The following is a 26,097-nucleotide window of genomic DNA, read 5'->3' as shown; positions in this document are numbered from 1 at the left end:
GAGATTACGCCGCGTCGTCGACCGCCCCCGCCTGCCTCGGCACGTAGTTCAGGACCGGTCCCAGCCAGCGTTCGGCCTCTTCCATACTCATGCCCTTGCGCTGGGCATAGTCCTCGACCTGGTCGCGCTCGACCTTTGCGACGCCGAAATAGTAGCTGTCGGGATGGCCGATATAGATGCCGGAGACGGATGAGCCGGGCCACATGGCGAAGCTTTCCGTCAGCTCCACGCCGGTCGCAGCCGTCGCGTCGAGCAGGTTGAAGAGCGTCGTCTTCTCGGTGTGGTCCGGCTGCGCCGGATAGCCCGGCGCGGGACGAATGCCGGCATAGGTTTCCGAGATCAACTCGTCGCTCGTCAGGTTCTCCTCGGTCGCATAGCCCCAGAATTCGCGCCGCACCCGCTCGTGCATGCGTTCGGCAAAGGCTTCGGCGAAACGGTCGGCAAGCGCCTTGACCAGGATCGAGGAATAATCGTCGTTCGAGCGTTCGAAGCGCTCGGCGATCGCCACTTCCTCGATGCCCGCCGTCACCACGAAGCCGCCGACATAGTCCGGCTTGCCGTAGACTTCCGGCGCGACGAAGTCCGATAGCGCCACATTCGGCCGGTCGCCGCGCTTGGAGAGCTGCTGGCGCAGCGTATGCAGCATGGCCAGTTCCTCCTTGCGGGCATCGTCCTTGTAGAGACGGATGTCGTCACCGACGGCATTGGCCGGCCAGAAGCCGATGACCGCGCGCGGCCGGAACCATTTTTCGGCGATGATCTTTTCGAGCATGCTTTGCGCGTCGGCAAACAGCTGGCGCGCCGCCTCGCCCTGCTTTTCGTCTTCAAGGATCGCCGGATAGCGGCCCTTCAACTCCCAGGTCTGGAAGAAGGGCGTCCAGTCGATGTAGCGGGCAAGCTCTTCAAGATCATAATCCTCGAACACCTTGGTGCCGGTAAAGCTCGGCTTCACCGGCTGGTAGGCATCCCAGTCGAGCTTGACGGCATTGGCACGGGCGGCCGCGATCGGCAGGCGCTGCTTCTCCCGCTCGGCGCGCTCGTGGGCTTCGGCGACCTTCCGGTATTCGGCACGGATCTGCTCCACATAGCCGTCGCGCGCCGTCTTGGAGAGCAGCGTCGAGACGACGTTGACCGCGCGGCTCGCATCGGTGACGTAGACCGCCTGGTTGCGCTGGTAGCGCGGATGGATCTTGACGGCGGTGTGGACACGCGATGTCGTTGCGCCGCCGATCAGCAGCGGAATGTCAAAACCCTGCTTCTCCATTTCGGAAGCCACATGCACCATCTCGTCAAGCGACGGGGTAATGAGGCCCGACAGGCCGATGATGTCGACCTTTTCCTTCACGGCCGTTTCGAGGATCTTCGTCGCCGGCACCATGACGCCGAGATCGATGATCTCGTAATTGTTGCAGGCGAGCACGACGCCGACGATGTTCTTTCCGATGTCGTGGACGTCACCCTTGACGGTCGCCATCAGCACCTTGCCGGCGGTCTCGCGGCCGCTGCCGCCATTGGCGAGCTTCTCCGCCTCCATGTAAGGCAAGAGCACTGCGACCGCCTGCTTCATCACGCGAGCGGACTTGACCACCTGCGGCAAGAACATCTTGCCGGCGCCGAACAGGTCGCCGACGACATTCATGCCGGCCATCAGCGGGCCTTCGATGACATGCAGCGGCCGCTCGGCGGCAAGTCGCGCCTCTTCCGTGTCGGCGTCGATATATTCGGTGATGCCATTGACGAGCGCATGCTCCAGCCGCTTTTCGACCGGCCATTCGCGCCAGGAAAGATCCTGCTCGCGGGGGCCCTTGGTGCCGGTGCCACGATAGCGCTCGGCGATCTCCAGCATCCGCTCGGTGGCGTTCGGGCTGCGGTTGAGGACCACGTCCTCGCAGGCCTCCTTCAGTTCCGGTTCGATCGTCTCGTAGACCGACAGCTGGCCGGCATTGACTATGCCCATGTCCATGCCCGCCTGGATAGCGTGGTAGAGGAACACGGCATGCATGGCCTGGCGCACGGGCTCGTTGCCGCGGAAGGAGAAGGAGAGGTTCGACACGCCGCCGGAAATATGCACATGCGGCAGCGTCTTCCGGATCGTCCGCGTCGCCTCGATGAAGGCCACGCCATAGTCGTTGTGTTCTTCGATACCGGTCGCGATCGCAAACACGTTCGGGTCAAAGATGATGTCTTCCGGCGCGATCCCGACCTTTTCGGTCAGAAGCTTGTAGGCGCGCGTGCAGATTTCCACCTTGCGCTCGTAGGTATCCGCCTGCCCCTGTTCATCGAAGGCCATGACGACGACGGCGGCACCGTAACGGCGCACGAGTTCGGCCTGCTTGAGGAAGGCTTCCTCGCCTTCCTTCATCGAGATCGAATTGACCAGCGCCTTGCCCTGCACGCATTTCAGGCCCGCCTCGATGATCGACCATTTCGAACTGTCGATCATCACCGGCACCCGGGCGATGTCCGGCTCGGCGGCGATCAGGTTGAGGAACTCGACCATCGCCTTCTCCGAGTCGATCAGGCCCTCGTCCATGTTGATGTCGATGATCTGGGCGCCGTTTTCCACCTGGTCGCGGGCGACATCCAGCGCGGCGTTGTAGTCGCCGGCGGTGATCAGCTTGCGGAACTTGGCGGACCCGGTGACATTGGTGCGCTCGCCGACATTGACGAAGGGGATTTCCGGGGTCAGCACGAAGGGCTCGAGGCCGGAAAGCGACATGAACGGCCTGTGCTCCGGCACGACGCGCGGGCTGAAGTCCGAGACGGCGTCGCGGATCGCGGCGATATGCTCGGGCGTCGAACCGCAGCAGCCGCCGACGACGTTGACGAGGCCTTCGTCTGCAAAGCCGCGGATCTGGCGGGCCATGTCGTCCGGCGTCTCGTCATACTGGCCGAAGGCGTTCGGCAGGCCGGCATTCGGATAGGCGCAGATGAAGGTATCGGCGACGCCCGACAGTTCCTGCAGATGCGGCCGCATGGCGTCCGCGCCGAGCGCACAGTTGAGGCCGATCGTAAACGGGTTGGCGTGGCGCACGGAATTCCAGAAGGCAGACGGCGTCTGGCCGGAGAGCGTCCGGCCGGAAAGGTCGGTGATCGTGCCGGAAATCATTACCGGCAGGCGGATGCCCTTCTCGGCAAAAGCCTCTTCGGCCGCGAAGATCGCCGCCTTGGCGTTCAGCGTATCGAAGATGGTTTCGATAAGGATGATGTCGGCGCCACCGTCGATCAGGCCGACGATCTGCTGGCCATAGGCCTCACGCAATCCGTCGAAGGTGACGGCGCGGTAACCGGGATTGTTGACGTCCGGTGAAATCGATGCGGTACGGTTCGTCGGGCCGACGGCACCGGCGACGAAACGGCGCTTGCCGTCCTGCTTTTCGGCCCGGAGCGCGGCCCGGCGGGCAAGCCGTGCGCCATCGCGGTTGAGGTCGTAGACGATGTCTTCCATCGCATAGTCGGCCTGGGCGATGACCGTCGAGGAGAAGGTGTTGGTTTCCAGGATGTCCGCGCCCGCCATCGCATAGCGATAATGCACCTCCTCGATCGCCTTCGGCTGGCTGAGGATCAGAAGGTCGTTGTTGCCCTGCTGATGGCACTCGCAGCCGATGAAACGATCGCCGCGGAAATGATCCTCGTCGAAGCCGAGGCCCTGGATCTGCGTGCCCATGGCGCCATCGAGGATCAGGATGCGCTCGCTGGCAGCCTTTTTCAGAGCCGCCGCAATCTCCCTGCCGTCGCGCTTTTCTCCCTCGGGGCCAAAAAGATCATCGAACATGGGCATTCTCCTCGTGTGCATGCATGAGTATTGCAGATCACATAAAGATATCTTTATGTCAACATGTCCATCGCAAAACTTGATCAACGGCAAAGTGGCCTCGGCGGTGACATCCGCAGGCAAAAGCGATAGATGAGTGATCCGATTTGATGACGCCAGCATAACGGGAGAAGACGATGGGTCAAATTGCGGGAACCAATCCGGAAAAGTGGAAAGACCGCACCTATCACCGCCGCTGGCTGATGAGCCAGGCCGACAACCTCTTCAATTTCTTCGAAGGCTCTATCATCAATCCGAAGGGCGGCTTCTTCGAGCTCAACCTCGACGGCAGCCTGCCGGAAGGCGAAAACCCGGTGCGCGGCATTCACGTCACCTGCCGGATGATCCATTGCTTCGCCATCGCACATCTGCTTGGCCGCCCCGGCGCCTGGGAGATCGTCGACCACGGCATGAACTTTCTCTGGAACCGCCACCGCGACGCCGAGCACGGCGGCTATTTCTGGCGCGTCGACGACAATGGTCCGGTGGACGCCTCCAAGCAGGGCTATGGCCACGCCTTCGTGCTGCTGGCCGCCTCCTCCGCCAAGACCGTCGGGCATCCGCTGGCCGACGAGTTGCTGGCTGATATCACCACCGTCATCAACACCCGCTTCTGGGAAGACGAGCACGGCGCCATCGCTGAGGAGTTCGAACGCGACTGGTTGCTAAAGGACGGCGGCACCTATCGCGGTCAGAACTGCAACATGCACCTGACGGAAGCGCTGATGGCGGCCTTCGAGGTGACCGGCGAACGCGATTATCTCGACAAGGCCGAGCGCATCGCCGACCTCATCATCAATCGCAAGGCCGCCGAGCTCAACTACCGGGTCCCCGAACATTTCGACACCGACTGGGCGGTCGACCAGGCCTATGACGGCGACCAGATGTTCCGCCCGTCCGGCTCGACGCCCGGCCACTGGCTGGAATGGGCCCGCCTCGTCCTGCAGCTCTGGACGCTCGGCGGCCGCAAGCACGACTGGATGCCGGAAGCAGCCAAGGCGCTGTTCTTCCAGTCGATGGCGCTCGGCTGGGACCGCGATCGCGGCGGCTTCGTCTACACGATCGGCTGGGACAATGCGGTTTCCCGTGGCTTCAAGCTCTGGTGGCCGATGGCGGAAGGCGCAGGTGCTGCGCATTTCCTCAACGAGCATTCGTTCGGCGACTTCCACGAGGAAAGCTACCGCAAGATCTGGGACACGATCGCCCGCCACTTCGTCGACCGCGAGAATGGCGGCTGGCACCAGCAGTTGTCGGAAGACATGAAGCCGGAAGCCGAACTCTTCCCGACCCGTGACGACATCTATCACGCGCTGCAGGCCTGCCTGATCCCGCTCTTCCCGGCCGACGGCAGCCTGACGAAGATGATTGCCGAGCACGGCGCCGCGCTCTGAACGAAAAAGGGCGGCCTGCGAGCCGCCCTGCACCATCTCCAGGATATCAGACCGTCAGGACGACAGCGTCCGCGCCGCGCCCGAAAGCGCATCGGAGCGCAGCAGGGCGCGGTAGCGGGCCTGACTGCCCTTCAGATGCCGGCGCATCGCCTCGCGCGCGCCCTCCTCGTCACCGTTGGAAATCGCCACCACGATCGCCTCGTGCTCGGCGCAGATCCGCTTGGCATAGCTCATGTCGCGCTCGTCGCCGCTCTCGGTCTGCAGGGCCGCACGCGGAATGATCTGCGTGCCGAGCCGCGACAGGAACTCCGCAAAGCGCGGATTGTTGGTGGCACTGGCGATGGCGAGGTGAAAGGCGAAATCCTCTTCCGACGTCGGCCGCTGCGCTTCGATGCAGGCGACGACGGCGGCGTGACAGCTGAAGATGCGGTCTTCTTGCGCCGGCGAGCGACGCTGGGCGGCAAGTCCGGCCGCCTCGACCTCGACGGCCGTGCGCAATTCCAGAAGCTCGATCATCGATGAGACGCGCGCCTGGTCGATCCGCTGCTGCGGGAAGAACGGCACTGAAGGCGAGTCGAGAACGAAGACGCCCGCCCCTTGCCGCGCCACGACCAGCCCGTCCGCCCGCAAGGCGGCAATCGCCTCGCGCACCACGGTTCGGCTGACGCCGTAGGTCTCGGTCAGCTGCACTTCGCTCGGCAGTTTTTCGCCGGGCGAGAATTTTCCGGACTGTATGGCGCGCCTCAGTTCTTCGCCAATTTTGGAGACAAGCGTACCCTTGCCCTTGTTGGCGAACTTCGCAAACCCTTCCACGGTTTTCTTTCTCCCCGGCATCTCTTCAACTGCCCCTTCTCCGAAGGCCCTCAGCAAGGCTTTGTCAAGACATTCCTTTTGCCGAGACCTGGTGCCTCACCGACTCCAGTTTATATTCATACATATACGCTATACTTGTATGATAAATTAAGCAAACAGGTCGTGCCGTCACCCAGGCAAGAGCCGTACAAACGACGACCCACCATTCACAGCTCCGCCGCCGGACCGTCCGCCCAGCGCCGCAGGAAGGCAAGCGTCGCCTGCCGCATCGCAGGGCTTTCCCTGTGGCCATCGCCATCGCCAAGAAAGCGGTCGAGCTTGTCTTCCACTCCGGCCTTTCGATAGGCCGCCGCCACAGTCGCCAGCGCTGAATCCTGCGCAGCGGCCGGCGTCAGATGATCGCCCCGCTCGTGCCCGACGAACTGCGGACGCGGCGCGACCTGACCCGCGATATCGCCCATGTCGGCCACCGCGAGCAGGCCCGGCACCGTCAGATAGATGCCGTGGCGATCATGAACGCCGAGCGCGATCAGTTCCTTGATATCGGCCAGCATGCAGAGATCCGCAACCGCCGCGACCCGGCCGTCCAGCGCACCGAGCCAGGACGCCAGCGCGCCCCCCATCGAAATGCCGAGCGCCGCGATCCGTCCCCCGTCCACCTCCGGCCTTGACGCGAGATAGCCGAGCGCGGCGGCCTGGCACTTCAGCATCTCGCCGAACAGGCAATCGCCCCGCCAGAGCGCCGCCTTGGCCATCGCGCTTTCGCTCCCCTCACCCTGGCGCGAACCGAAGCCGGGCATATCGACCGACAGGACGGCGAAGCCGAGCTTCAGAAGATCTTCGGCATAGGGACCGGTAAGGTAGGGCGCGCCGGTCAGGAGTTCGTCCGCCCCCTGTTCGTAGTTGCCGCCATGCGCATGGCAATAGAGGATCGCCGGACACGGCAGGCGCGCCGGCAACAGCAGAATCCCGGAAACGTCGCGACCATCGGTCGACAATGTTACCGTTTCCCGGCTGCCGCCATCCGCCATCGGTACCGTCTCGGTCGTCCGGCCGTTGGCAGCCAGATCGCTCTGCCAGCCGACCAGCGCCGCGATCCGGCTGCGCAACATCTCTGCCGTCTGAGACATGTCGCCCCCTCAGCAATGCGCCGTCGAGCCGTCCGGGCGGATCGGCAGCTTGCGCTCCCAATGCACGTAGCGGTCGGTCTTCAGGTATTCCTCGTCAATCTCGACGCCCCAGCCGGGCCGGTCGGGCCTGAGCTCCAGATACCCGTCCTTCGGCACGTACGGATCGACGACATAGCCGACCCGCTCGTCGCCGCTCATGCCGTCGCTGTGATAGGCCGCTCCGACCGGCAGGCGGTATTCGAGGATCTTGAAGTTCGGCTGCGAGGCAGCGAAGTGCAGGTTCACCGCGGTCGCAAGCGGTCCCATCGGGTTGTGTGGCGCGACACTGACATAATGCGCCTCGGCCATCGCGGCGATCTTGCGCATTTCGAGGAGCCCGCCGATCACGCAGATATCCGGCTGGATGATATCGGCGCCGGAGACCTGCATCAGGCGCAGGAACTCGAACTTCGAAAACAGGCTTTCGCCGGTCGCCAGCGGCACCTTGAGCTGCGATTTCAGCCGGCCCCAGGCCTCGAAATTCTCCGGCCGGATCGGCTCCTCGTAAAACAGCGGATTGAATTCGGCGAGAAGATTGCCGAGCTGCACAGCCTGCCAGGGCTCGTAAATCTTGGCGTGGGCGTCGAAGGCGAATTCGACATCCTCGCCGCATGCCTCCATCACCTTCTCCACCCATTCGCCGGTCGTCCTGAGAACCTTGCCCCACGGGTTGGCATGGATATCGATCCGGTAGGGAGACAGCTTGAAGGCGGTCAGCCCGTAGCTCTCGCGCATTTCGATGCAGTGATCGCGGATGCGCTCCGGCTCCGGCGCCGTATAGACGCCCTGATAGACCCGCACCCGCTCGCGCACATTGCCGCCGAGCAGCATGTAGACCGGCACGTTGAGCGCCTTTGCGGAAATGTCCCACAGCGCATGGTCGATGGCCGAGATCGCCGCAAGGCCGAGAGCCCCGGGAGGAAAGCGGCTCTGCTGCAGGAGCTTCAGTACAAGGGCTTCGATCCGCCTCGGGTCCGCGCCCTCGATCTGAAGATAGAGATAGTCGAGAAGCGGCGGCAAGGCCCGGTCCGGTCCATGATTGTAGCACTCCCCCCAGCCGGTAATGCCCTCGTCGGTGTCGATCGCGACCAGCACTCGCGGCCGATCCCGGTCGCAACTCATGAATGATCGCAAACCCGTAATTTTCATAGTCGTTCTCCTCCAAACGGCGTTTGAGCCAAGCCCCGTACACCAAGCCCGGTAATGGCGAACAGGCCGCCGGCGCAAGGTTGCCGGTCCTCGGTGCCCGGTGTCTTTTCAGTGCCGAAGCTGGTCACGTAAAGGGTGTCGAGATCCGGCCCGCCAAACATGATCTTGGTCGGCCGTTCCGCCGGCATGTCGATGATCCGGTCGATTGCGCCTTCGGGCGTGTAGCGCACCAGTTGCCAGCCGCCCACACCGGCCATCCAGTAGCAGCCCTCGGCATCGACGGTGCCGCCGTCCGGTCGTCCGTCGACAGCGCGCGTATCGAAGAACACCCGCCGATTGGAAGGCGTTCCGGTTTCCTCGTCATAATCGCAGACCCAGATGGTCCGCACGGCAGGGTTGGAATCGGAGAAGTACATGCGCTTCCCGTCTGCGGAAAATGCTAGCCCGTTGGGCGTGAATATCTCGGAAAACCAGCGCGTGCATGTGCCGTCCGGATCGAGCCGATAGATGGAGCCTTCCGGCACCGGGCCGCCGCCTTCGCGCATGGTTCCGGCCCAGAACCGCCCCGTGCCGTCCGTCGCCCCGTCGTTGAAGCGATTCTTCGGCATGTCGGGCTCCGGATCGACGATCAGCGTCTTCTCGCCGCTCTCGAAATCGAAGCGGAAAATGCCGTTCCGCCCGGCGACCACAAGCTTTCCGTCAGCTGTCGCGGCAAGGCATCCGGCAGCTTCGCCAAAGTCCCGCGAGCGGTTTTCCCCAAGGGCCGGATCGAAGCGATGTACCTTGCCGGCGGGGATGTCGACCCACCACAGGCACTGCTGTCCGACATCCCAGAAAGGCCCCTCGCCCACCGTACTGCATGGCTCGAGGACGCACTCAATCCGCATTCGCAATTCTCCCGTTCTGCACTCGGTCCACCCAGATCGTCAGGCAGGCGGATACTCGCATTGGTTACGATGCGACGCAACATGTCATACATCATTTGAAATTTGTTTGACAACATGGTCCTTATGATGCCAGCTTGCCAGATGCGGCACGTTCAATCGCCGCACCTTGGAGGAGGAATCATGAACAACATTTGGTGCAGGATGCGCCGGCCGCTGATGGCGTCAGCCGCTGCCGCGCTGATGCTTACCCCGCTAAGCGCCTGGGCATTCCAGGACGCCCCCATGCTCGAGGAACAGGTGAAGGCAGGCAAACTGCCTCCCGTCGACCAGCGACTGCCGGAAAAGCCGGACGTCATCACGCCGCTCAACGAGACCGGTACCTATGGCGGCACGCTGCGCCGCATGCTCGGCGGTTCGAACGACCACAACTCCATTCTGCGCATCGTCGGCCCCCAGGGCCTGACGCGCTGGAAGGCCGACTGGTCCGGGATTGAACCGAACGTCGCAGAGAGCTGGGAGGCCAATGCCGACGCAACCGAGTTCACGTTCCACCTGCGCAAGGGCATGAAGTGGTCGGACGGGGAACCCTTCACCGCTGACGACGTGATGTTCTTCGTCGACGATCTCCTGAACAACGAGGAATTCTATCCCTCCGCACCGTCGAACTACGCGGTCGACAACCAGCGGATGAAGGCCGAAAAGATCGACGACTACACTGTCAAGTTCAAGTTTGCCGGCCCCTACGGCCTGTTCCTGCAGCTCCTGGCGACCCCGCTCGCCCAGGAACCGGTCTTCTGGGCCAAGCACTACTGCAAGCAGTTCGTGCCGAAGTACAATCCGGATGTCGACAAGATGGTCAAGGACACTCCCGGCGTCGAGGACTGGCCGTCGCTCTTCAAGCTGAAGTGCGGTGAACTGGAATCGCCGGCCCGCTGGGGCAATCCCGCCCGTCCGACCCTTGATCCCTGGATCATGACGGACCAGGCCTACACCGCCGGCACGACCCGCGTTGTCATGACCCGCAACCCCTATTTCTGGCAGGTCGACGACAAGGGCAACCAGCTGCCCTACACCGACGAAGTCACCATGGGCGTCGCTCCCGACAACCAGGCGCTCCTGCTCGAAGCGGTCGCCGGCAACATCGACATGCAGCGCCGCAAGATCGATACGCTCGCCAACAAGCCGGTGCTCGCGCAGGCCATGGAAAAGGGTGGCTTCCACTTCTACGAAGCGACCCCGTCCAGTTCGAGCACCATGACCGTTCACCTGAACCTGACACACAAGGATCCGGTGATGCGCAAGCTGCTGAACGACAAGAACGTCCGCGTTGCCCTGTCGCTCGGCATCGATCGTGAGGAAATCATCGACATCGTCTACCAGGGTGTCGGCAAGCCTTGGCAGATCGGTCCGCTGGAGCAGAGCCCGCTCTACAACGAGCAGCTGTCGCACCAGTTCACCGAATACGACCCCGACAAGGCCAACGAACTGCTCGACGCCGCCGGCCTCGACAAGCGTGACGCCCAGGGCTACCGGCTGCGTCCGGACGGCAAGCGCTTCACCTTCAACGTCAACTACACCGGCATCGAGCAGCCCGACTGGGGCGATGCGCTCGAAATCATGAAGGAGCAGTGGCAGAAGATCGGCATCGAACTGAACGCCACTTCGGTCGAGCGCTCGATCTACTATTCGCGCGGCGAAGCCAACGACTACGACTTCATGGTCTGGCAGTCGCCGGGCGGCCTCGATGCCTATTTCGATCCGCGCGACTACTTCCCGATCCATCCGCAGGGCTCCTGGCAGGCGATCCCGTGGGTGCGCTGGTATCTGACCGGCGGCAAGGAAGGCGAGGAGCCGAACGAATCGAACAAGGAACGCCTGAAACTCTATGACGAGTTCAAGGGTGCCGCCGACCCGGCCAAGCAGGAAGAGATCTTCAAGAAGATCCTGCAGATCTCGGCCGACCAGTTCGAAATGTTCTCGATCTCCTCGGCGACCAGCACCTTCGGCGTGGTCAACAACAAGCTCATGAACGTTCCGGAAAAGATCCCGTCCTCGTGGATGTATCCGGATCCGGCTCCGACCTTGCCGCAGACCTACTTCTTCAAGAAGTAACCGCACGCTGCCTGAATGCCGGCCTCGCCCAACCGGGGCCGGCATTTACGTCAAATGCCCTGAAACAACAGAACGGACGGCTTTCAGCCATGCTCTGGCGCTATATTCTCAAACGGCTTCTCTGGATGATCCCGTTTCTCTTCGCGGTCTCCGTGGTATCCTTCCTGCTGATCCAGGCACCGCCCGGCGACTATCTGACCACCTATATCGCCAAGCTCGCCGAATCCAACGAAGTGCTCGACCAGTCGGCGATCGACAATCTGCGCCAGCGCTTCAGCCTCGACCAGCCGATCTACGTCCAGTACTTCAAATGGATCGGCAATCTCCTGCACGGCGACTTCGGCATGTCGTTCGAATGGCGCCAGCCGGTCTCGGAGCTCATCTGGGAGCGCATGGCGCTGACGCTGATCCTGTCGCTCGCAACCCTGCTGTTTTCCTGGGCCATCTCCCTGCCGATCGGCATCTACTCCGCCGTCCGCAAATATTCGATCGGTGACTATGTCGCCTCGACGCTCGGCTTTCTGGGGCTGGCGACGCCGAACTTCCTGCTGGCACTGGTCCTCATGTATATCGGCGTCGTCTATTTCGGCTCCGATGTCGGCGGTCTGTTCTCCAACGAATATGTCAACGCCCCCTGGTCGTGGGGTCGCTTCATCGACCTGTTGAAGCATCTGTGGCTGCCCGTCGTCGTGCTCGGCACCGGCGCCACCGCCAGCCTGATCCGCATCATGCGCGCCAATCTCCTGGACGAGCTGAACCGGCCCTATGTCGACACCGCGCGCGCCAAGGGCATGTCCGAATTCTGGCTGATCATGAAATATCCGGTGCGCGTGGCATTGAACCCGTTCGTCTCGACGATCGGCTGGGTGCTTCCCAACCTGGTGTCGGGTGCCGTCGTCACCGCCATCGTCTTGAGCCTGCCGACCGCCGGTCCCCTCATGCTGCAGGCGCTCCTGTCGCAGGACATGTATCTCGCCGGCGCCTTCGTGCTGCTGCTCTCCTCGCTGACGGTCGTCGGCATGCTGATCTCCGACATCCTGCTCGTGCTGCTCGACCCGAGGGTGAAATATGAGTGATACCGTGAATGCAAGCCTCGAGAGCGGCAGTGGCAATGACAAGGTCGCGATCGCCTCGCAATGGCAGCTGACCTATTGGGCCTTCAAGCGGCACAAGCTGGCCGTCGTCGGCTTCTGGGTCATCGTCCTGTTCTATATGGTCGCCCTTTTTGCCGAGGTCATCGCCCCCGACGATCCGTCCGACCAGAACCGGCGCGCCGTCTTCCAGCCGCCGCAGGCGATCCACTTCATCGACCATGCCGAGGACGGCATGCACATCCGGCCTTATGTCTATGAGATGAAGCGCAATCGCGACCCGGTCTCGCTGCAGGTGACCTACGAGCGTTCTGACCGCAAGATCTATCTGCGCCTGTTCGGCGAAGGTCCCGCCTACGAATTATGGGGCATCATCCCGATGAACACGCATCTCTTCGCCAGCCAGGACCCGAAGGATCGCTTCTACTTCTTCGGGGCCGACCGGCTCGGGCGCGACATGTTCAGCCGCGTCGTCTACGGCACGCGCATTTCCATGTCGATCGGCCTCATCGGCGTCGCCATCAGCCTGTTCCTCGGCATCACGCTCGGCGGCATTTCGGGCTATTACGGCGGCCGCGTGGATGCCGTCATCCAGCGGCTAATCGAATTCGTGCTCAGCCTGCCGACCATTCCGATCTGGCTGGCCCTCGCCGCGGCGCTGCCGGCCTCCTGGCCGATCTACCAGCAGTATTTCGTCATCACCCTGATCGTCAGCCTCGTCGGCTGGACCGAACTCGGGCGCGTGGTGCGCGGCCGGTTTCTTGCCATGAAGAACGATGATTTCGTCATCGCCGCCCGTCTCGACGGTGCGTCGGAAGCCCGCATCATCTATCGCCACATGCTGCCGTCGCTGACCTCGCACATCATCGCCTCGATGACGCTGGCAATCCCCCTGATGATCCTTGCGGAAACCAGTCTCTCCTTCTTGGGCCTCGGCCTGCAGCCGCCGGCCATCAGCTGGGGCGTTCTTTTGAAGGAAGCGCAAAATCTCCGCTCGGTGACACAGGCGCCATGGCTGTTCATCCCCGGCGGCTTCGTCGTGCTCGCGGTTCTGGCATTCAACTTCCTCGGCGATGGCATGCGCGATGCCGCCGACCCCTACGGCCATTGAGACGAGGAATGGACATGACGAAACCCGTTATCACCGTCGACAACCTGACCGTCGGCTTCAACACCCGCAAAGGGCTCTATGACGTCCTTCACGGCGTCAGCTTCGAGCTCCATCGCGGCAAGACCACCTGCATCGTCGGCGAGAGCGGCTCCGGCAAGTCCGTGACCGCCCGAACGATCCTCAACATGGTTCCCCGCCCCGGCGTCATCAATGGCGGCCGCATCCTGTTCAATCCGGACGGCGACAACGAGCGGGATATCTCGGCGCTCGATCCGCGCGGCAAGGAAATCCGGGCGATCCGCGGCGGCCGCATAGGCATGATCTTCCAGGAACCGATGAGCTCTCTCTCGCCGGTCCATACGATCGGCAACCAGATCATCGAAGCGATCCGCCTGCACCGCGACGTTTCCAAGCAGGAAGCCCGCAAGATGGCGGCCGAGCTTCTGGCGCAGGTGGAAATCCCCAATCCGGACAAGGCGCTCGACAAGTACGCCTTCGAATATTCCGGCGGCATGCGCCAGCGCGCCATGATCGCCATGGCACTCTCCTGCCGCCCGGACGTGCTGATCGCCGACGAGCCGACAACGGCGCTCGACGTGACGACGCAGGCGGAAATTCTCGACCTGATGCGCAACCTCCAGCGCGAGCTCGGCATGGCCATCATGTTCATCACCCACGACATGGGTGTGGTGGCCGAGATCGCCGACGAGGTGGTGGTCATGGAAAAGGGCTATGTCGTCGAGCGCGGCGACGTCCACCAGATCTTCAGCGCGCCGCGCCATCCTTACACGCAGAAGCTACTCGGCGCGGTCAAGCGGCTGGAGGAGCCGGCGACCGAGAAGGTCCGCCCTGCCCCGAACGCGCAGCCGATCCTCAAGGTCGACCAGCTGAAGCTGCATTTCGAGAAGCGCGAGGGCTTTCTCCAGCGCGTCACCGAAGTCACCAAGGCGGTCGATGGCATCTCCTTCGAGCTGAAGCAGGGCGAAGCGCTCGGCATCGTCGGCGAGAGCGGTTCCGGCAAGACGACTGTCGGGCGCTGCATCGCCCGCGTCTACGACCCGACGGACGGCGTCATCGATTACCAGGGCGCCGACATCGCCAAGCGGCCGACGAAGGCGCTGAAGGAATATCGCCAGCAGGTCCGGATGATCTTCCAGGACCCGTTCGCCTCGCTCAATCCGCGCATGACGGTCAAGCAGATCATCGCCGAACCGCTGATCATCAACGGCGTGACAAACAGCTCCGAACTCGAGGACCGCGTCGCCAAGCTCCTGCGGGAGGTCGGCCTGTCACCGGACATGATGGAGCGCTATCCGCACGCCTTCTCGGGTGGCCAGCGCCAGCGCATCGTGGTCGCCCGCGCCATCGCGCTGGAACCGAAGCTGGTGATCGCCGACGAGCCGACATCGGCGCTCGACGTCTCAATCCGCACCCAGGTTCTCGACCTGCTTCTGCGGTTGCAGGCGGAAATGGGCCTGAGCTTCATCTTCATCAGTCACGACATGGCGGTGATCCGCTATTTCTGCGACCGCGTCGCGGTGATGTATCACGGCCGCATCGTCGAGATCGGCGAAACCGAGCAGATCATCACCGATCCGCAGCACCCCTACACCAAGGCCCTGCTCTCCTCCGTGCCGATTGCGGACCCGGCGCTGCGCGGCACCCGCCAGCGGCATCGTTACCGCGAGGAGGCATAGGTGATCATAGGGCGGCGGCGCGCGGAGGCGATGGACTTCGCGCCAGGCATGGCAGAGGTTCTGGCAGAAGACGCGCGCCTGTCTCCGCTCGGTGACGCGGCAACAGCCGCCTTCTGGGCCGAAGGTGCGCGCGATGTGGCCGACATCCGCGACCTGACCTTCGAAGGCGCTGCGGGCCAGTTGCAGAGCGCACGTCTCTACCGCAGCCGGACCGGCCGGACACCGGTGCTCCTCTATATCCATGGCGGCGGCTGGTCAGGCGGCTCCATCGCCCTCAACGAGCGCGCCGCCCGCGAACTGTCGGCGGAAAGCGGCTGGAGCGTCCTCAGCGTCTCCTATCGGCTGGCCCCGGCGCATCCCTATCCCGCCGGGCTGGACGACTGCCGGGCGGCGCTGGCGTGGCTAAGGAGCGAAGGCCCTGCCCTTGATCTCGACACCAACAGGATCGCCATTGGCGGAGCCTCCGCCGGCGCCAATCTGGCAATGGCGGCCGCGCTTGCGGAGAAGGGTCAGGGCCTTTCCGCCCTGCTGCTGTTCTACGGTGTGTTCGGCGCCGATTTCTCGACACCGAGCTATACGCATTTCGCCAATGGCCCGGGCCTGACGCGCGAGCGCATGCAGCATCTCTATTCGCTCTACGATCCGCAAGGCCAGCGTGACCGCGAGCCTTTGATCACGCCTCTCCTCGCCGACCTTGCCGGCCTGCCGCCCACCATGCTGATCGCCGCCGAATGCGACGTTCTCCGCTCGGACAGCGAACGGATGGCCGACGCGCTTCTGCGGGCCGGCGTCGAAACCAGCCTTCACATCGAGCCGGGCGTGACGCACGGCTTCATCAACCGCGGAAGACTGCTGCCGGCAGCCACCGCCGCACTCCACCGCGCCGCCGGCTTTCTTGCCGGCCGCTCATGACACAGGGACGGATCATGAAGATCGAGACCATCACGACGACGAAGTTCCGCTACATCACCAACAAGGTGAAGGACACCGACGGCCACACCCATCCCGGCCCCGAGCGCGAGGCGCAGTCGGCGCTTCTGACGATTACCGCCGATGACGGCACGACGGGCCACATCGTCACCAGCTACGGCGACATCGAGGAGCAGTTGATCGAGAAATTCGTCCGGCCTGTCCTCGTTGGCGAAGATCCCCTGCGCATCGAGAAACTGTGGCAGGCGCTCTACAAATGGCAGCGCGGCTCGTCGATGAAGCTGACGGACCGTACGCTCTGCGCTGTGGAACTGGCGCTGTGGGACCTCGCCGGCAAGGCCAGCGGCCAGCCGGTCTGGAAACTCATCGGCGGCTACCGCGACAAGATCCTCGCCTATGGTTCGACCATGTGCGGCGACGATCTGGAAAACGGGCTGGCCACGCCGGAAGATTACGGCCGCTTCGCCGAATGGCTGGTCAATGTGCGCGGCTACAAGGCCGTCAAGCTGCATACCTGGATGCCGCCGATCCCCGGCGCGCCGAATGTACGGATGGACTATGCCGCCTGCGCCGCCGTGCGCGAGGCCGTCGGCCCGGACATTCCGCTGATGCTCGACCCGAACCACTGGTATTCGCGCGCCGACGCTCTCTGGCTCTGCCGCAAGCTCGAGGAGCTGGACTTCTACTGGATCGAGGAGATGATGGAGGAAGCCTCGCTGTCCTCCTACCAGTGGCTGACGGCACGTACGCCGAAGCTAAACATCCTCGGCCCCGAGTCCATGACCGGCAAGCACTGGACCCGCGCGGAATGGGCCGCCAAGGGCGCCTGCGACATGCTGCGCACCGGAGTGTGGGATGTCGGCGGCATCGGCCCGGCCATGAAGACCGCCCATCTCGCCGAAAGCTTCCACATGTCCTGCGAGGTTCACGGCACCGGTGCCGGCAATCTCGCCGTCGCCGCGGCGATCCCGAACACCAGCTACTATGAACGCGGATTGTTGCACCCGTTCCTCGATTACGACAAACCGTCGGCCTATCAGAATCGCATCGACGATGAGATGGACCAAGACGGTTACGTCCATTGCCGCAACACGCCCGGACTGGGGCATGATTACAACCTGGACTACATTGAGGCCAACCGTGTCTGATACCCGTATTGCCGAACTGCGCGTCACTCCCATCGCGTTCTACGATCCGCCGCTCTTGAACAATGCCGGCTGCCACCAGCCCTTCGCGCTCCGCTCGATCATCGAGGTGGAGACCGAGGACGGCGTCATCGGCCTTGGCGAATCCTATGGCACCAAGCCCGTCCTCGACGGACTGAAGGAGCTCGCCCCCATGCTGGTCGGCATGGACATCACCAACATCAACGGCCTGTGGGCGCGCGCCCGCAAGGCCGTCACCACCTCCATGCGCGGCTATGTCGAGAAGGAAGCCGTGCTGCCGCGTGTCGTCGGCGCGGTCGAGGTCGCCCTCTGGGATGCGCTCGGCAAATCCACCGGCCGGCGCGTCTGCGACCTGCTCGGTGGCCCGGTGCGCGAACGCGTCCCCTTCTCCGCCTACCTGTTCTACAAGTTCGGTCACCACATCGACGAGACCGAAGACGACGAATGGGGCGCGGCGCTGGATCCGCAAGGCATGGTCGAACAGGCCCGCAAGATGATCGGCGAATACGGCTTCGAGGCGATCAAGCTGAAGGCCGGCGTGTTTGAAGCGGAAGAAGAGGTGGCGGCTCTCGAAGCGCTGCGCGAAGCCTTCCCCAAGGCGCCGCTCCGGATCGATCCGAACGGCGGCTGGCACGTCCACACGACGCTGAAGCTATTGCCGCGGCTGACCGGACTGATCGAGTATCTGGAAGACCCGACGCTTGGCATCCCGGCCATGTCCGTCGTCCAGGCGGCGACCGACATTCCGCTCGCCACCAACATGTGCGTCGTCGAGACCGCCCACATTCCGCCGGCGATCGCCAAGGATGCGGTGCGCGTCATCCTCTCCGACCACCATTACTGGGGCGGCTTGATGGCCAGCCGTCATCTCGCAAACATCTGCGACGTCTGGGGCATCGGCCTGTCGATGCATTCCAACTCGCATCTCGGCATTTCGCTCGCCGCCATGACGCATCTGGCGGCCGCCACGCCGAACCTCACCTATGACTGCGACACCCATTACCCCTGGGCGATCGACGAGGTGATCGAGGGCGGCAAGCTGAAGTTCGAGAAGGGCTCGCTCGCCATACCCGACGGCCCCGGCCTCGGCGTCACGCTCGACCGCAGCGAGCTGAAGCGCCTGCACCAGAACTATCTCGACAACGGCTATGGCGAGCGCAACGACGCGGCCGAAATGCAGCGTCACCTGCCCGACTGGAAGTTCGGTCGTCCAAAGTTCTAAGCATTCCATGCAAATGAAAAGGGCGGCCCCGGATCTCTCCGGGGCCGCCCTTTTCCGTCAATCAGACTTCGGCCGTATCAGGCCAGTTCGACCGGCTTTCCGGTCTGCCAGGAGAGCGTTGCGGCTTCCGCCAGCTTCTGCGCCTGCAACCCGTCGAAGCCGGACGGGCGCGGGCTCTTGTTGCCGGCGTCGATCGCCTCGATGAAGGTGTTGATCTCGTTGGCATAGGCCTGGGCGTAGCGCTCCAGGAAGAAGTGCTGCACCGGATCGCCCTTCACACCGTCGGCGTTCGACATCTCGACGCTGGTGTTCTGGATGTTCTTCGCGGCCAGCATGCCGCCGGCGCCGTGCACTTCGATGCGCTGGTCGTAGCCATAGGTGGCGCGGCGCGAATTGGTGATGACCGCGATGCGGCCGGACGCCGTCTGCATCTGCACGGCGGCGGTATCGACATCGCCTTCAGCGCCGATCGCCTTGTCGACGAGCGCCGAGCCGAGTGCGTTGACCACGACGAATTCCTCGCCCATCAGGAAGCGGGCCATGTCGAAGTCGTGGATCATCATGTCACGGAACAGGCCGCCCGACGACTTGACATATTCGGCCGGCGGCGGCGACGGATCGCGGCTGGTGATGGTGACGATCTCGATCGCGCCGACATCGCCGCGGCGAAGGCGGGCCTCGACGCTGGCGAAGTTCGGGTCGAAGCGGCGGTTGAAGCCGATCATCAGCGTCGTGTCGGTCTTGGCGACCACTTCGAGGCACTGGTCGATGCGCTCGACCGACATCGACACCGGCTTTTCGCAGAGCACGGCCTTGCCGGCCTTGGCACCCGCCTCGATGAGATCCGCGTGGCTCGGCGTCGGCGTCGCGATCAGGATCGCGTCAACGTCGTTCGCCGCAATGATCTCCTCGACGCTCTTCACCTGCGCACCCGTCTGGGCCGCCAGCGCCTCGGCAGACGCCGGAAAGGCGTCGGCGATATAGGCGAGCTTTGCCTTCGGGTTTGCCGCGATCGTGGCGGCATGCACCTTGCCGATACGGCCCGCGCCGAGCACTCCGAACCTGATCATGTCTTTATTCTCCATAAGATTGAAGGGCACGTCTCGCCCCCGGTCGTAACCTGTCAGATGATGGCGTCGCCTTCAGGCATGTCCGCGGCATCGCATGGCGCAGTGACATAGCGCCCTCGCCTCGCCAGAACTGCTACGGGCTCACAATTGCCCTACCCGCCAACAGGGGCCGAAGGCAATCACCGGATGACTGAAGTCGATGAAAATTCCCTGCGGCCGAAAGCCGCCGATTGCGCCGCCCACCGGCGACCCGTCTCCTCCCAGAACGCCCGCACCAAACCGCGAACGCCGCGTACACTACGACCTCGCCACAAAAAATCAAGCATCCATTCCACGAAAAACAGAAATGGAATTTTTGTTTCAAACGACGAGACGCGAGAGGCTGAAGTTCTCGCATGATATGTGTCGGGACAAACAAGTTCACGACCGACCGCCTCGCGGAAGGCGAGCTGGCTAACCAGGGCGTAAATTATTGATCTCAAAGAGAAATGGTGGGCCCGGAGGGCCTGCCGAATTCGAGCAAAATCAGCCTCTTAACACCATGTGGGACGAAAACACCGCTTCATAAAAATCAATGGCTTAGTAAAGCCGCCGTCCCACTTTTTCCGGCCGTTTTCGGCCCTTCTTTCCCGGTCGTATTGCGGCCAGGGAGGCGCGGATGAGCGGGGCGCGACCGTTTCGGGACGTGAAGCTGCAATGGCTTCAGCAGTTGAGCTGCGACAAGGACTTGAGCGACAGCGCTCGATCCGTGGCGCTCTATATCGTCACCACGCATTTGAACGGCCACACCGAGAAGGCGTGGCCGTCCTATCAAACGATTGCCGACGCGACCGGCAAGAGCGTCAAGACCATTCAGCGCGCCGTCCGTGAACTTGAGGTCAAAGGATGGTTCGAGGTCCAGCGCGGAAATGGCGTCGGGCACAACACGGAATATCGTCCCTCAGCAGCATCGATTTTACGCGCATCGGAGGCCCGCGAAAAGACGGACAAAGTTGTCACCCTTTACCCTGACAAAGGCGGTCAAATTCGTCCGCAAAGGCGGTCAGATGTGTCCGGCGAAGGGGGACAAATATGTCCACCAAACTTAGAGAAAGAAAAAATATATAAACCTAACCCGCGCGAGGACGCCCCACCACCCGTCGAGACGCGGCGAGCCGTCCCGCTCGTCTTCGTGGCCGAGACCAAGGCGGATCAGGTCGAGCAGTGGCGCGATTGGCTGCGTCGTCACGGCTTTCCGTCTATCGACGCCTTGGGCATGCGGACGGTGAAAACCGGAAAGCCGGGCTATGCCTTACCCAGCTATTGGCCGCCGGACGAGACGAGCCCGAGCGCGCTGGATTGGATCGCGTTCTTCAGCCGCCGCCGTGACCACATCGCCGCCGAAACCGCCCGGCAGACGACAGTCCGGAGGGCGTCATGACGGCCGGCGATTTGAAGGGAGCAAGGCGACCCCTGTCATACGGCGAGCCGTCCGACAGGGAGCCTTGTGAGGGGAGGCAAGCCTCCCCTTCAAACCCCACCAAGAGCACGCGGCGAACGCCCAAAGGCGAGCTCAATGCCGTCGTGGTTTTCCGCTGCACCGCATCGGAAAAGCAGGCGCTGACCGCCCGCGCGGCGCGGGCCGGTCTACCCTTCGCCACGCTGATGCGGGAAGCGCTTGGCCTCACCGAGGCACGCCGTCGCCGTCCGGTTCCCAAGGTGGACCCGGAGTTGGTGCGGGCCGTCGCCCGGATCGGCGGCAACCTCAACCAGATTGCGCGATGGCTGAACACGGCCCAGGCGCAGGGCCAGGTATCCGCCATCGACGCAATCACGGTTGCCGCGCGCCTGGTCGCGATTGAGCGGGCGCTATCGGAAACCATTGAGCAGTTCACGGCCAAGGATGGCGGGTCGTGCTGATCAAGTTTTTCCGAAACGGCCAGGGCGGCGGATCGGGACCGGTTGGCTATCTGGTCGAGCGCAACGTCGTCGCTTACGACCAGAACCGCAACGCGATCCGCGATGAGCGCGGTGACGTCATGCTGTTCACCCGCGAGCCCCTGCCGGAGGTCCTGCGCGGCGACGCAGACCGCATGCGCGCGCTGATCGACGCCTGCCCGCACCAGTGGACCTATCGCGCCGGCGTCATCGCCTTCACGGCTGAAGACGCGCCGAGCCCTGTCCAGCAACGGCAGGTGATGGACGCCTTCGAGAGCGTTGCCTTTGCCGGCCTCGAAGCCGACCAGCACGATATGCTTTGGGTCCGCCATACCCACGAGGGCCGCGTCGAGCTGCATTTCGTGACGCCACGCATGGAGCTTGCGAGCGGGCGCAGCCTCAATATCGCGCCGCCTGGCTACCAGAAGCACTACGACGCCCTTCGCGATGTTCTGAACAAGGAACACGGCTGGAACGACCCGATGGCGCCGGAGCGCGCCCGCGAGACCGTCAGCCTCATCGAAAGCGTCAGGCGCGGCGATGCCCGCGAGCTGATCCATGACTGGATCGTCCAGCGCATCGAGACCGGCGAAATCCATGACCGTCCGAGCATGACCGAAGCCTTGACGGCGGCGGGGTTCGACCTGCCGCGCGCCGGCAAAAACTACATCACCGTGCGCGATCCGGAGACGGACCAGCGCTGGCGCCTGAAAGGAGACCTGTTCCGTGAAGACTGGACCCGAGAGAATACCCTTGAGCGAGCGCTTGAAAGATCGGCTGGCGAGCCCAGCCGCTCCGGAAGCCGGATCGACGCCATCGATCTCGACGAACTTCGAGACCGATTGGAGCGAAGCCTTGAAGCGCGCGCAAGCTACAATCGAGACCGATATCCGCAGCTTCACGGACGCGAACCGCCAGCACTTGAACGAGGCGCTGGCGACGACCGAGGCGGACGTGAACCGGCTCCGGTCGATGGTGCAGCCGTTCTTCCTGACCATGGGCGCGGTGACGTTGCTAATCGTCCTGTTGAGCTTCACCGCGAGCTGGTTTTGGGCGGGACTGATGATCGAGCGCGCCCAGAACGCCAGCCTTTGGCAGATGGGCTTGCAGATCAACCAGACCGGCAACGGCAAAGTCCTGACCTGGGACGTCAACCGCCTTCAGCTGATCACCTGTCAGGCCGGGACCGCCAAAACCCCATGCCTGAAGATCGCCCAGGGAGATTGACCGATGACCGAGACCGCCAAACCACCGATGCCCGAGAGCCTTTCGCCGCTGGAGCGCGAATTACTGGGTTACGTCGAGACGTTGATGAACGTATTGAGCAGCGGGACCGCGCAATTCGAGGCGCTGGAGAAACGCTCGACCGACATGATCGAAAATCGGCAAGCGGCTTTGGAAGGATCGCTGAAATCGCTCATCGCGTCACAGGCTACCTTCATGAACGCCTGGCTCGCCTCAAACAGTCATTCCAACGGCACGGCCGCGACCGAGTTGACGGAAGCGTTCGCCCTTCTGGAGCAAGCCGAAGCGATGCTGGAAGCGGTCGCGCCGCCGACGTGACAGCCCGACCGCCTGCGCCAAGTCGCGGCCGTAACTGATCCTCATTTCCTTTTGGAGTTTCGATCCGTGAATTTGATTATTCAGCCCTATCGCTATGCCCTTTCCATCGCCGTCGTGGCCGCCGGTTTCCTGCTAATGGAAACCGCACCGTTGTTCTGGCCACCGATCTACCAAAACGCGCGCGCCGCGATCCTGGTCATGTTTTGCGGGTTTGCGCTGTTGACGTTGGCGGGAGACACCCAGGGCCGCATCCGCAGCGCGTCGGGCTTAGCTGTGGAGGCTGCCCTCCTTGCCGCGTCTGCTCTCGCCCTTACCGATCCCACCATTGCGGCAGGCGTCCTGCTCGACAGCTTCAAGGCTTGGCGAAATGCCGGCCATTCCGGAATCGAGAGCATCCGAGGCATGGTTTCGATATGGGATCGCTTCACCGAGGCACAAAAGCTTGGCGTGCAAACCAGCCTCGCCATCGGCCTGCCTGTGCCGCTGTTCCTCATTCTGCGAGCAGTTTCGATCGCCGCCCCAGCATCATCCAGCCGGATTTCCAAACAAGGGCCATGGCGCGCCCGGTGGATGAATCGCCAGGAGTTGCGCCAGCTCCGCCACAACGACACAGGCTTGCCGCTCGGTCTCTCCGGCGGCGCAATGCTGCGCTACCGCCCCAACCCGAAAACCGGATGGCGTGCCGGCCATCACGTCGCCATCGCCGGCACACGCGCCGGAAAAGGCGTGTCCGTCGTCATTCCCGCCATCATCGACCATGACGGCCCGGTCGCCGTCCTCGATATCAAGGGTGAAAACTTCGCCGTGACGCGCCGCTTTCGGCAGTCGCTCGGCCGCCAGGTCGTGGTTCTCAATCCCTTCGGCGTGATCGAGCCACCCAAGGACCGTTTCAATCCGCTCGACTATATCCGGCAAGCGCACCTGGTCCGCGACATCGAAGTCATTGCCGAGGGGCTTGTTCGACCGGAAGGCGGAAACGGCGCGCACTTTGCCGAAATGGCGAAATCAATGATCGCCGCTGTGATCGAGGTCGTCATGACCAGGCGCGCCGAGGCCGATCGCAGCCTGATCACCGTCATGGACCTATTGTTTTCCGCAGGCTTTGAAAAGACACTGACGGAATGGGCCGGTGCGCCGGAGACATTCGGCACCCGCCCGGCGGCCGCCGCTGCCACCTTCCTTGCAGCCGGCGAGAACGAGCGCGGCGCGACCAAAACGACGATCAAGAAGGCCTTCGATTGGGCGCGTTCCGACGAACTGCGCAGTTTCCTCAGCACCTCCACATGCTCACTCGAAAACCTGTTCGACGGTCGCGCCGACCTCTACATGGTCGTGCCGCTCGACCAGGTGGACGCCCAGGCCGTCTTTCTCCGGCTGCTGACGAACATCATTCTCGGCATGGCCGTGCGCCTGGAGGGTGCCAAGAAGCCAAAAAAGAACGTGCTTTTGGTGCTGGACGAGTTTGTCCGTCTCGGCCGGATGGAAAAGCTGTCCAACATCGCCAACGTCGCCGCCGGCTGCGGCATCGAGGCGCTGTTCATCACCCAGGACAAGGGCCAGATTGAAAGTGTCTATGGCAAGGGCGACACCGCCAGCATTCTCGGCTCCTGCGTCACCACCCGCATTTTCGGTCTGGGCCGCGCCGAATTTGAAACCGCCAACTGGGCCGCGAACGCGCTCGGCGATCAGACAGTATTGACCCGCACGAAGCAATCATCCGCGAAGTTCGGCGAGAGCCGCAAGACCTCGACTGCCGAGCAGAGGCAGAAGCTCATGACCGCCGATCAGATCCTGGAAATGAAGACGGGCAAAATGCTGCTGCTGACGGGCTCGAAACCGCCAGCGCTCGTTGACGCGATCGTTTCGCACCGGCATCCGGCATATCGGGGGAAGCTGGACCGAAATCCCATGGTTTAGTGGGTTCGCTCTCGCCATTTAGTTGTTGTCTATTCGAGCCTTGCCCGGAATGATGTTGGCGGGTATCCAGTTTTCCTCAGGATATGGGAGCGTGAATGTCTACAATTTCCGTTGGCAAATACGAGGTTTCGGTACCGACCGTGAAATCTCTGTTCATCGAAATGTACTTTCAAGACCTGCGGTTAGCGAGCGGCACGGGAACTCTGGTCGCCTTTGATCGCGAAAGTCACTGCGCTCTCGTTACGAACCGCCACAATGTCACCGGTCGGGATCAAGTGACCGGAAAATGTCTTAGCAAGAACGCCGCTATTCCCGACAGCGTAGTTATCCATTTTCACGGATCGGGAGAACGCTCTGGCGAGTGGCTACCAATTCGACTTCCCCTGTATCGTCAAGATGGAACACCCTACTGGATCGAGCACCCGAGGTTAGGCGCGGTTGCTGATATTGTTGCACTCAATTTGAGCTGGGGTGGTGATGTCCTAAAATACCCTTACTACCTCAATACGGCTCTCGATAGAAAATCGATTCAAGTCGGCCCCGCAGAAGCCGTCAGTGTAATAGGGTTTCCATTCGGCCTGTCGTCGATACAACGATTTCCGATTTGGGCAACTGGTTTCCTTGCTCAAGAACTGGAATTGATTTCGCCAGACGACCCAACCTTTTTGATCGATTGCAGAACAAGGCAAGGGCAATCCGGTTCAGCTGTCATTGCCTACCGAGTAGGTAACCATCGTATCCTTGGGGCAGATGGACGAATTGCATCGGTTCTTTCTCCACACCCGGTTTGGGAGTTTCTCGGCATATATTCTGGGCGGCTAAATCCGGAATCAGATTTGGGGAAGGTTTGGCATGTATCAGCTGTCGAGGAGCTTGTGATTGCTGCTGCAGAGGATGATGAAAGAAGACGGGCGAGAGCGGCGCAAAATGGAGCGGATCAGGTGTAGCCAGCGCGTATCACTAGAATGAAAGCTCAAGTCGATGTTCCCGTTCGGGAAATTTCATGGCACCTGACGTCAGTCAAAACCAAAAATTTACCGATCGGGTAATTTCTCTCGACAAGACGGCTGATATGGTG

20 protein-coding genes are annotated in these 26,097 nt (G+C 62.7%); 14 read left to right on the top strand and 6 right to left on the bottom strand.

Annotated elements, in window-relative coordinates:
* Window positions 1-4: 4 nt before the first annotated feature.
* The gene (metH, locus tag ACU5AY_RS05170; RefSeq protein ID WP_446828266.1) at window positions 5-3,775 is read right to left on the bottom strand and encodes a methionine synthase; all 3,771 of its coding nucleotides are present in this window, start codon (window positions 3,773-3,775) and stop codon (window positions 5-7) included.
* Window positions 3,776-3,951: 176 nt separating this feature from the next.
* Between metH and ACU5AY_RS05165 the strand changes: the two genes are divergently transcribed.
* A complete protein-coding gene (locus tag ACU5AY_RS05165) occupies window positions 3,952-5,205 on the top strand; it encodes an AGE family epimerase/isomerase (RefSeq protein ID WP_446828265.1) in 1,254 nt (417 codons plus the stop codon).
* A 54-nt stretch (window positions 5,206-5,259) separates the two neighbouring features.
* Here ACU5AY_RS05165 and ACU5AY_RS05160 read toward each other — a convergent pair whose 3' ends face one another.
* From ACU5AY_RS05160 to ACU5AY_RS05145, 4 genes are all read right to left on the bottom strand, one after another.
* Window positions 5,260-6,039, bottom strand: coding sequence for a FadR/GntR family transcriptional regulator (locus ACU5AY_RS05160; RefSeq protein WP_446823688.1), 780 nt, complete (start codon window positions 6,037-6,039; stop codon window positions 5,260-5,262).
* Between the two features lie 185 nt (window positions 6,040-6,224).
* Window positions 6,225-7,148: an alpha/beta hydrolase gene (locus tag ACU5AY_RS05155; protein ID WP_446828264.1), complete on the bottom strand. Its 924-nt coding sequence runs from the start codon at window positions 7,146-7,148 to the stop codon at window positions 6,225-6,227.
* Window positions 7,149-7,157: 9 nt separating this feature from the next.
* The gene (locus ACU5AY_RS05150) at window positions 7,158-8,336 is read right to left on the bottom strand and encodes a mandelate racemase/muconate lactonizing enzyme family protein (RefSeq protein WP_446828263.1); all 1,179 of its coding nucleotides are present in this window, start codon (window positions 8,334-8,336) and stop codon (window positions 7,158-7,160) included.
* Complete coding sequence (locus tag ACU5AY_RS05145; RefSeq protein WP_446828262.1) at window positions 8,333-9,223, bottom strand: SMP-30/gluconolactonase/LRE family protein; 891 nt, start codon at window positions 9,221-9,223, stop codon at window positions 8,333-8,335. The genes ACU5AY_RS05150 and ACU5AY_RS05145 overlap by 4 nt, the downstream gene beginning before the upstream one ends.
* Window positions 9,224-9,403: 180 nt before the next feature.
* On the opposite strand from ACU5AY_RS05145, the gene ACU5AY_RS05140 reads away from it, so the two are divergent.
* The 7 genes from ACU5AY_RS05140 (at window position 9,404) to ACU5AY_RS05110 (ending at window position 18,552) form a co-directional block, all read left to right on the top strand.
* Entirely contained in the window at window positions 9,404-11,335 is a 1,932-nt protein-coding gene (locus ACU5AY_RS05140; protein ID WP_446823684.1) for an ABC transporter substrate-binding protein, read from the top strand.
* 89 nt (window positions 11,336-11,424) lie between these two features.
* Complete coding sequence (locus ACU5AY_RS05135; protein WP_446828261.1) at window positions 11,425-12,411, top strand: ABC transporter permease; 987 nt, start codon at window positions 11,425-11,427, stop codon at window positions 12,409-12,411.
* Window positions 12,404-13,537 carry an ABC transporter permease gene (locus ACU5AY_RS05130; protein ID WP_446828260.1) on the top strand — a complete coding sequence of 378 codons (1,134 nt, stop codon included), beginning with the start codon at window positions 12,404-12,406 and terminating at the stop codon, window positions 13,535-13,537. Before ACU5AY_RS05135 ends, ACU5AY_RS05130 begins: the two co-directional genes overlap by 8 nt.
* Before the next feature lie 8 nt (window positions 13,538-13,545).
* Window positions 13,546-15,234 (top strand): ABC transporter ATP-binding protein, encoded by a 1,689-nt coding sequence (locus ACU5AY_RS05125; RefSeq protein WP_446828259.1) that lies wholly within the window; start codon window positions 13,546-13,548, stop codon window positions 15,232-15,234.
* A complete protein-coding gene (locus tag ACU5AY_RS05120; protein ID WP_446828258.1) occupies window positions 15,235-16,146 on the top strand; it encodes an alpha/beta hydrolase in 912 nt (303 codons plus the stop codon).
* Window positions 16,147-16,160: 14 nt separating this feature from the next.
* The gene (locus ACU5AY_RS05115; protein WP_446828257.1) at window positions 16,161-17,312 is read left to right on the top strand and encodes an enolase C-terminal domain-like protein; all 1,152 of its coding nucleotides are present in this window, start codon (window positions 16,161-16,163) and stop codon (window positions 17,310-17,312) included.
* Window positions 17,305-18,552 (top strand): enolase C-terminal domain-like protein, encoded by a 1,248-nt coding sequence (locus ACU5AY_RS05110; protein ID WP_446828256.1) that lies wholly within the window; start codon window positions 17,305-17,307, stop codon window positions 18,550-18,552. The genes ACU5AY_RS05115 and ACU5AY_RS05110 overlap by 8 nt, the downstream gene beginning before the upstream one ends.
* A 77-nt stretch (window positions 18,553-18,629) precedes the next feature.
* Here the strand turns inward: ACU5AY_RS05110 and iolG are convergent, their stop codons facing one another.
* Complete coding sequence (gene iolG / locus ACU5AY_RS05105) at window positions 18,630-19,622, bottom strand: inositol 2-dehydrogenase (protein WP_446828255.1); 993 nt, start codon at window positions 19,620-19,622, stop codon at window positions 18,630-18,632.
* A 658-nt stretch (window positions 19,623-20,280) separates the two neighbouring features.
* Here iolG and ACU5AY_RS05100 point away from each other — a divergent pair.
* The 6 genes from ACU5AY_RS05100 (at window position 20,281) to ACU5AY_RS05075 (ending at window position 25,966) form a co-directional block, all read left to right on the top strand.
* Window positions 20,281-21,042 carry a helix-turn-helix domain-containing protein gene (locus ACU5AY_RS05100; RefSeq protein ID WP_446828254.1) on the top strand — a complete coding sequence of 254 codons (762 nt, stop codon included), beginning with the start codon at window positions 20,281-20,283 and terminating at the stop codon, window positions 21,040-21,042.
* Window positions 21,039-21,521: a MobC family plasmid mobilization relaxosome protein gene (locus tag ACU5AY_RS05095; protein WP_446828253.1), complete on the top strand. Its 483-nt coding sequence runs from the start codon at window positions 21,039-21,041 to the stop codon at window positions 21,519-21,521. The genes ACU5AY_RS05100 and ACU5AY_RS05095 overlap by 4 nt, the downstream gene beginning before the upstream one ends.
* 771 nt (window positions 21,522-22,292) lie before the next feature.
* Window positions 22,293-22,766, top strand: coding sequence for a hypothetical protein (locus ACU5AY_RS05090; protein WP_446828252.1), 474 nt, complete (start codon window positions 22,293-22,295; stop codon window positions 22,764-22,766).
* 3 nt (window positions 22,767-22,769) lie between these two features.
* Window positions 22,770-23,102, top strand: coding sequence for a hypothetical protein (locus ACU5AY_RS05085; protein ID WP_446828251.1), 333 nt, complete (start codon window positions 22,770-22,772; stop codon window positions 23,100-23,102).
* A gap of 66 nt (window positions 23,103-23,168) precedes the next feature.
* The gene (locus ACU5AY_RS05080; protein ID WP_446828250.1) at window positions 23,169-25,019 is read left to right on the top strand and encodes a type IV secretory system conjugative DNA transfer family protein; all 1,851 of its coding nucleotides are present in this window, start codon (window positions 23,169-23,171) and stop codon (window positions 25,017-25,019) included.
* Between the two features lie 95 nt (window positions 25,020-25,114).
* Complete coding sequence (locus tag ACU5AY_RS05075) at window positions 25,115-25,966, top strand: hypothetical protein (RefSeq protein ID WP_446828249.1); 852 nt, start codon at window positions 25,115-25,117, stop codon at window positions 25,964-25,966.
* Window positions 25,967-26,097 lie beyond the last annotated feature (131 nt).

It is taken from the genome of Rhizobium sp. PAMB 3174 (genome assembly GCF_052908375.1).
The sequence above is the reverse complement of the archived record's forward strand: the minus strand, read 5'-3'. Positions and strand labels throughout refer to the sequence as shown.

Coding starts and splice junctions, on each gene's coding strand:
- iolG (WP_446828255.1), bottom strand. CDS start 19,622: ATGATCAGGTTCGGAGTGCTCGGCGCGGGCCGTATCGGCAAGGTGCAT.
- ACU5AY_RS05130 (WP_446828260.1), top strand. CDS start 12,404: ATGAGTGATACCGTGAATGCAAGCCTCGAGAGCGGCAGTGGCAATGAC.
- ACU5AY_RS05145 (WP_446828262.1), bottom strand. CDS start 9,223: ATGCGGATTGAGTGCGTCCTCGAGCCATGCAGTACGGTGGGCGAGGGG.
- ACU5AY_RS05165 (WP_446828265.1), top strand. CDS start 3,952: ATGGGTCAAATTGCGGGAACCAATCCGGAAAAGTGGAAAGACCGCACC.
- ACU5AY_RS05100 (WP_446828254.1), top strand. CDS start 20,281: ATGAGCGGGGCGCGACCGTTTCGGGACGTGAAGCTGCAATGGCTTCAG.
- ACU5AY_RS05075 (WP_446828249.1), top strand. CDS start 25,115: ATGTCTACAATTTCCGTTGGCAAATACGAGGTTTCGGTACCGACCGTG.
- ACU5AY_RS05135 (WP_446828261.1), top strand. CDS start 11,425: ATGCTCTGGCGCTATATTCTCAAACGGCTTCTCTGGATGATCCCGTTT.
- ACU5AY_RS05160 (WP_446823688.1), bottom strand. CDS start 6,039: ATGCCGGGGAGAAAGAAAACCGTGGAAGGGTTTGCGAAGTTCGCCAAC.
- ACU5AY_RS05095 (WP_446828253.1), top strand. CDS start 21,039: ATGACGGCCGGCGATTTGAAGGGAGCAAGGCGACCCCTGTCATACGGC.
- ACU5AY_RS05085 (WP_446828251.1), top strand. CDS start 22,770: ATGACCGAGACCGCCAAACCACCGATGCCCGAGAGCCTTTCGCCGCTG.
- metH (WP_446828266.1), bottom strand. CDS start 3,775: ATGTTCGATGATCTTTTTGGCCCCGAGGGAGAAAAGCGCGACGGCAGG.
- ACU5AY_RS05155 (WP_446828264.1), bottom strand. CDS start 7,148: ATGTCTCAGACGGCAGAGATGTTGCGCAGCCGGATCGCGGCGCTGGTC.
- ACU5AY_RS05150 (WP_446828263.1), bottom strand. CDS start 8,336: ATGAAAATTACGGGTTTGCGATCATTCATGAGTTGCGACCGGGATCGG.
- ACU5AY_RS05115 (WP_446828257.1), top strand. CDS start 16,161: ATGAAGATCGAGACCATCACGACGACGAAGTTCCGCTACATCACCAAC.
- ACU5AY_RS05140 (WP_446823684.1), top strand. CDS start 9,404: ATGAACAACATTTGGTGCAGGATGCGCCGGCCGCTGATGGCGTCAGCC.
- ACU5AY_RS05125 (WP_446828259.1), top strand. CDS start 13,546: ATGGACATGACGAAACCCGTTATCACCGTCGACAACCTGACCGTCGGC.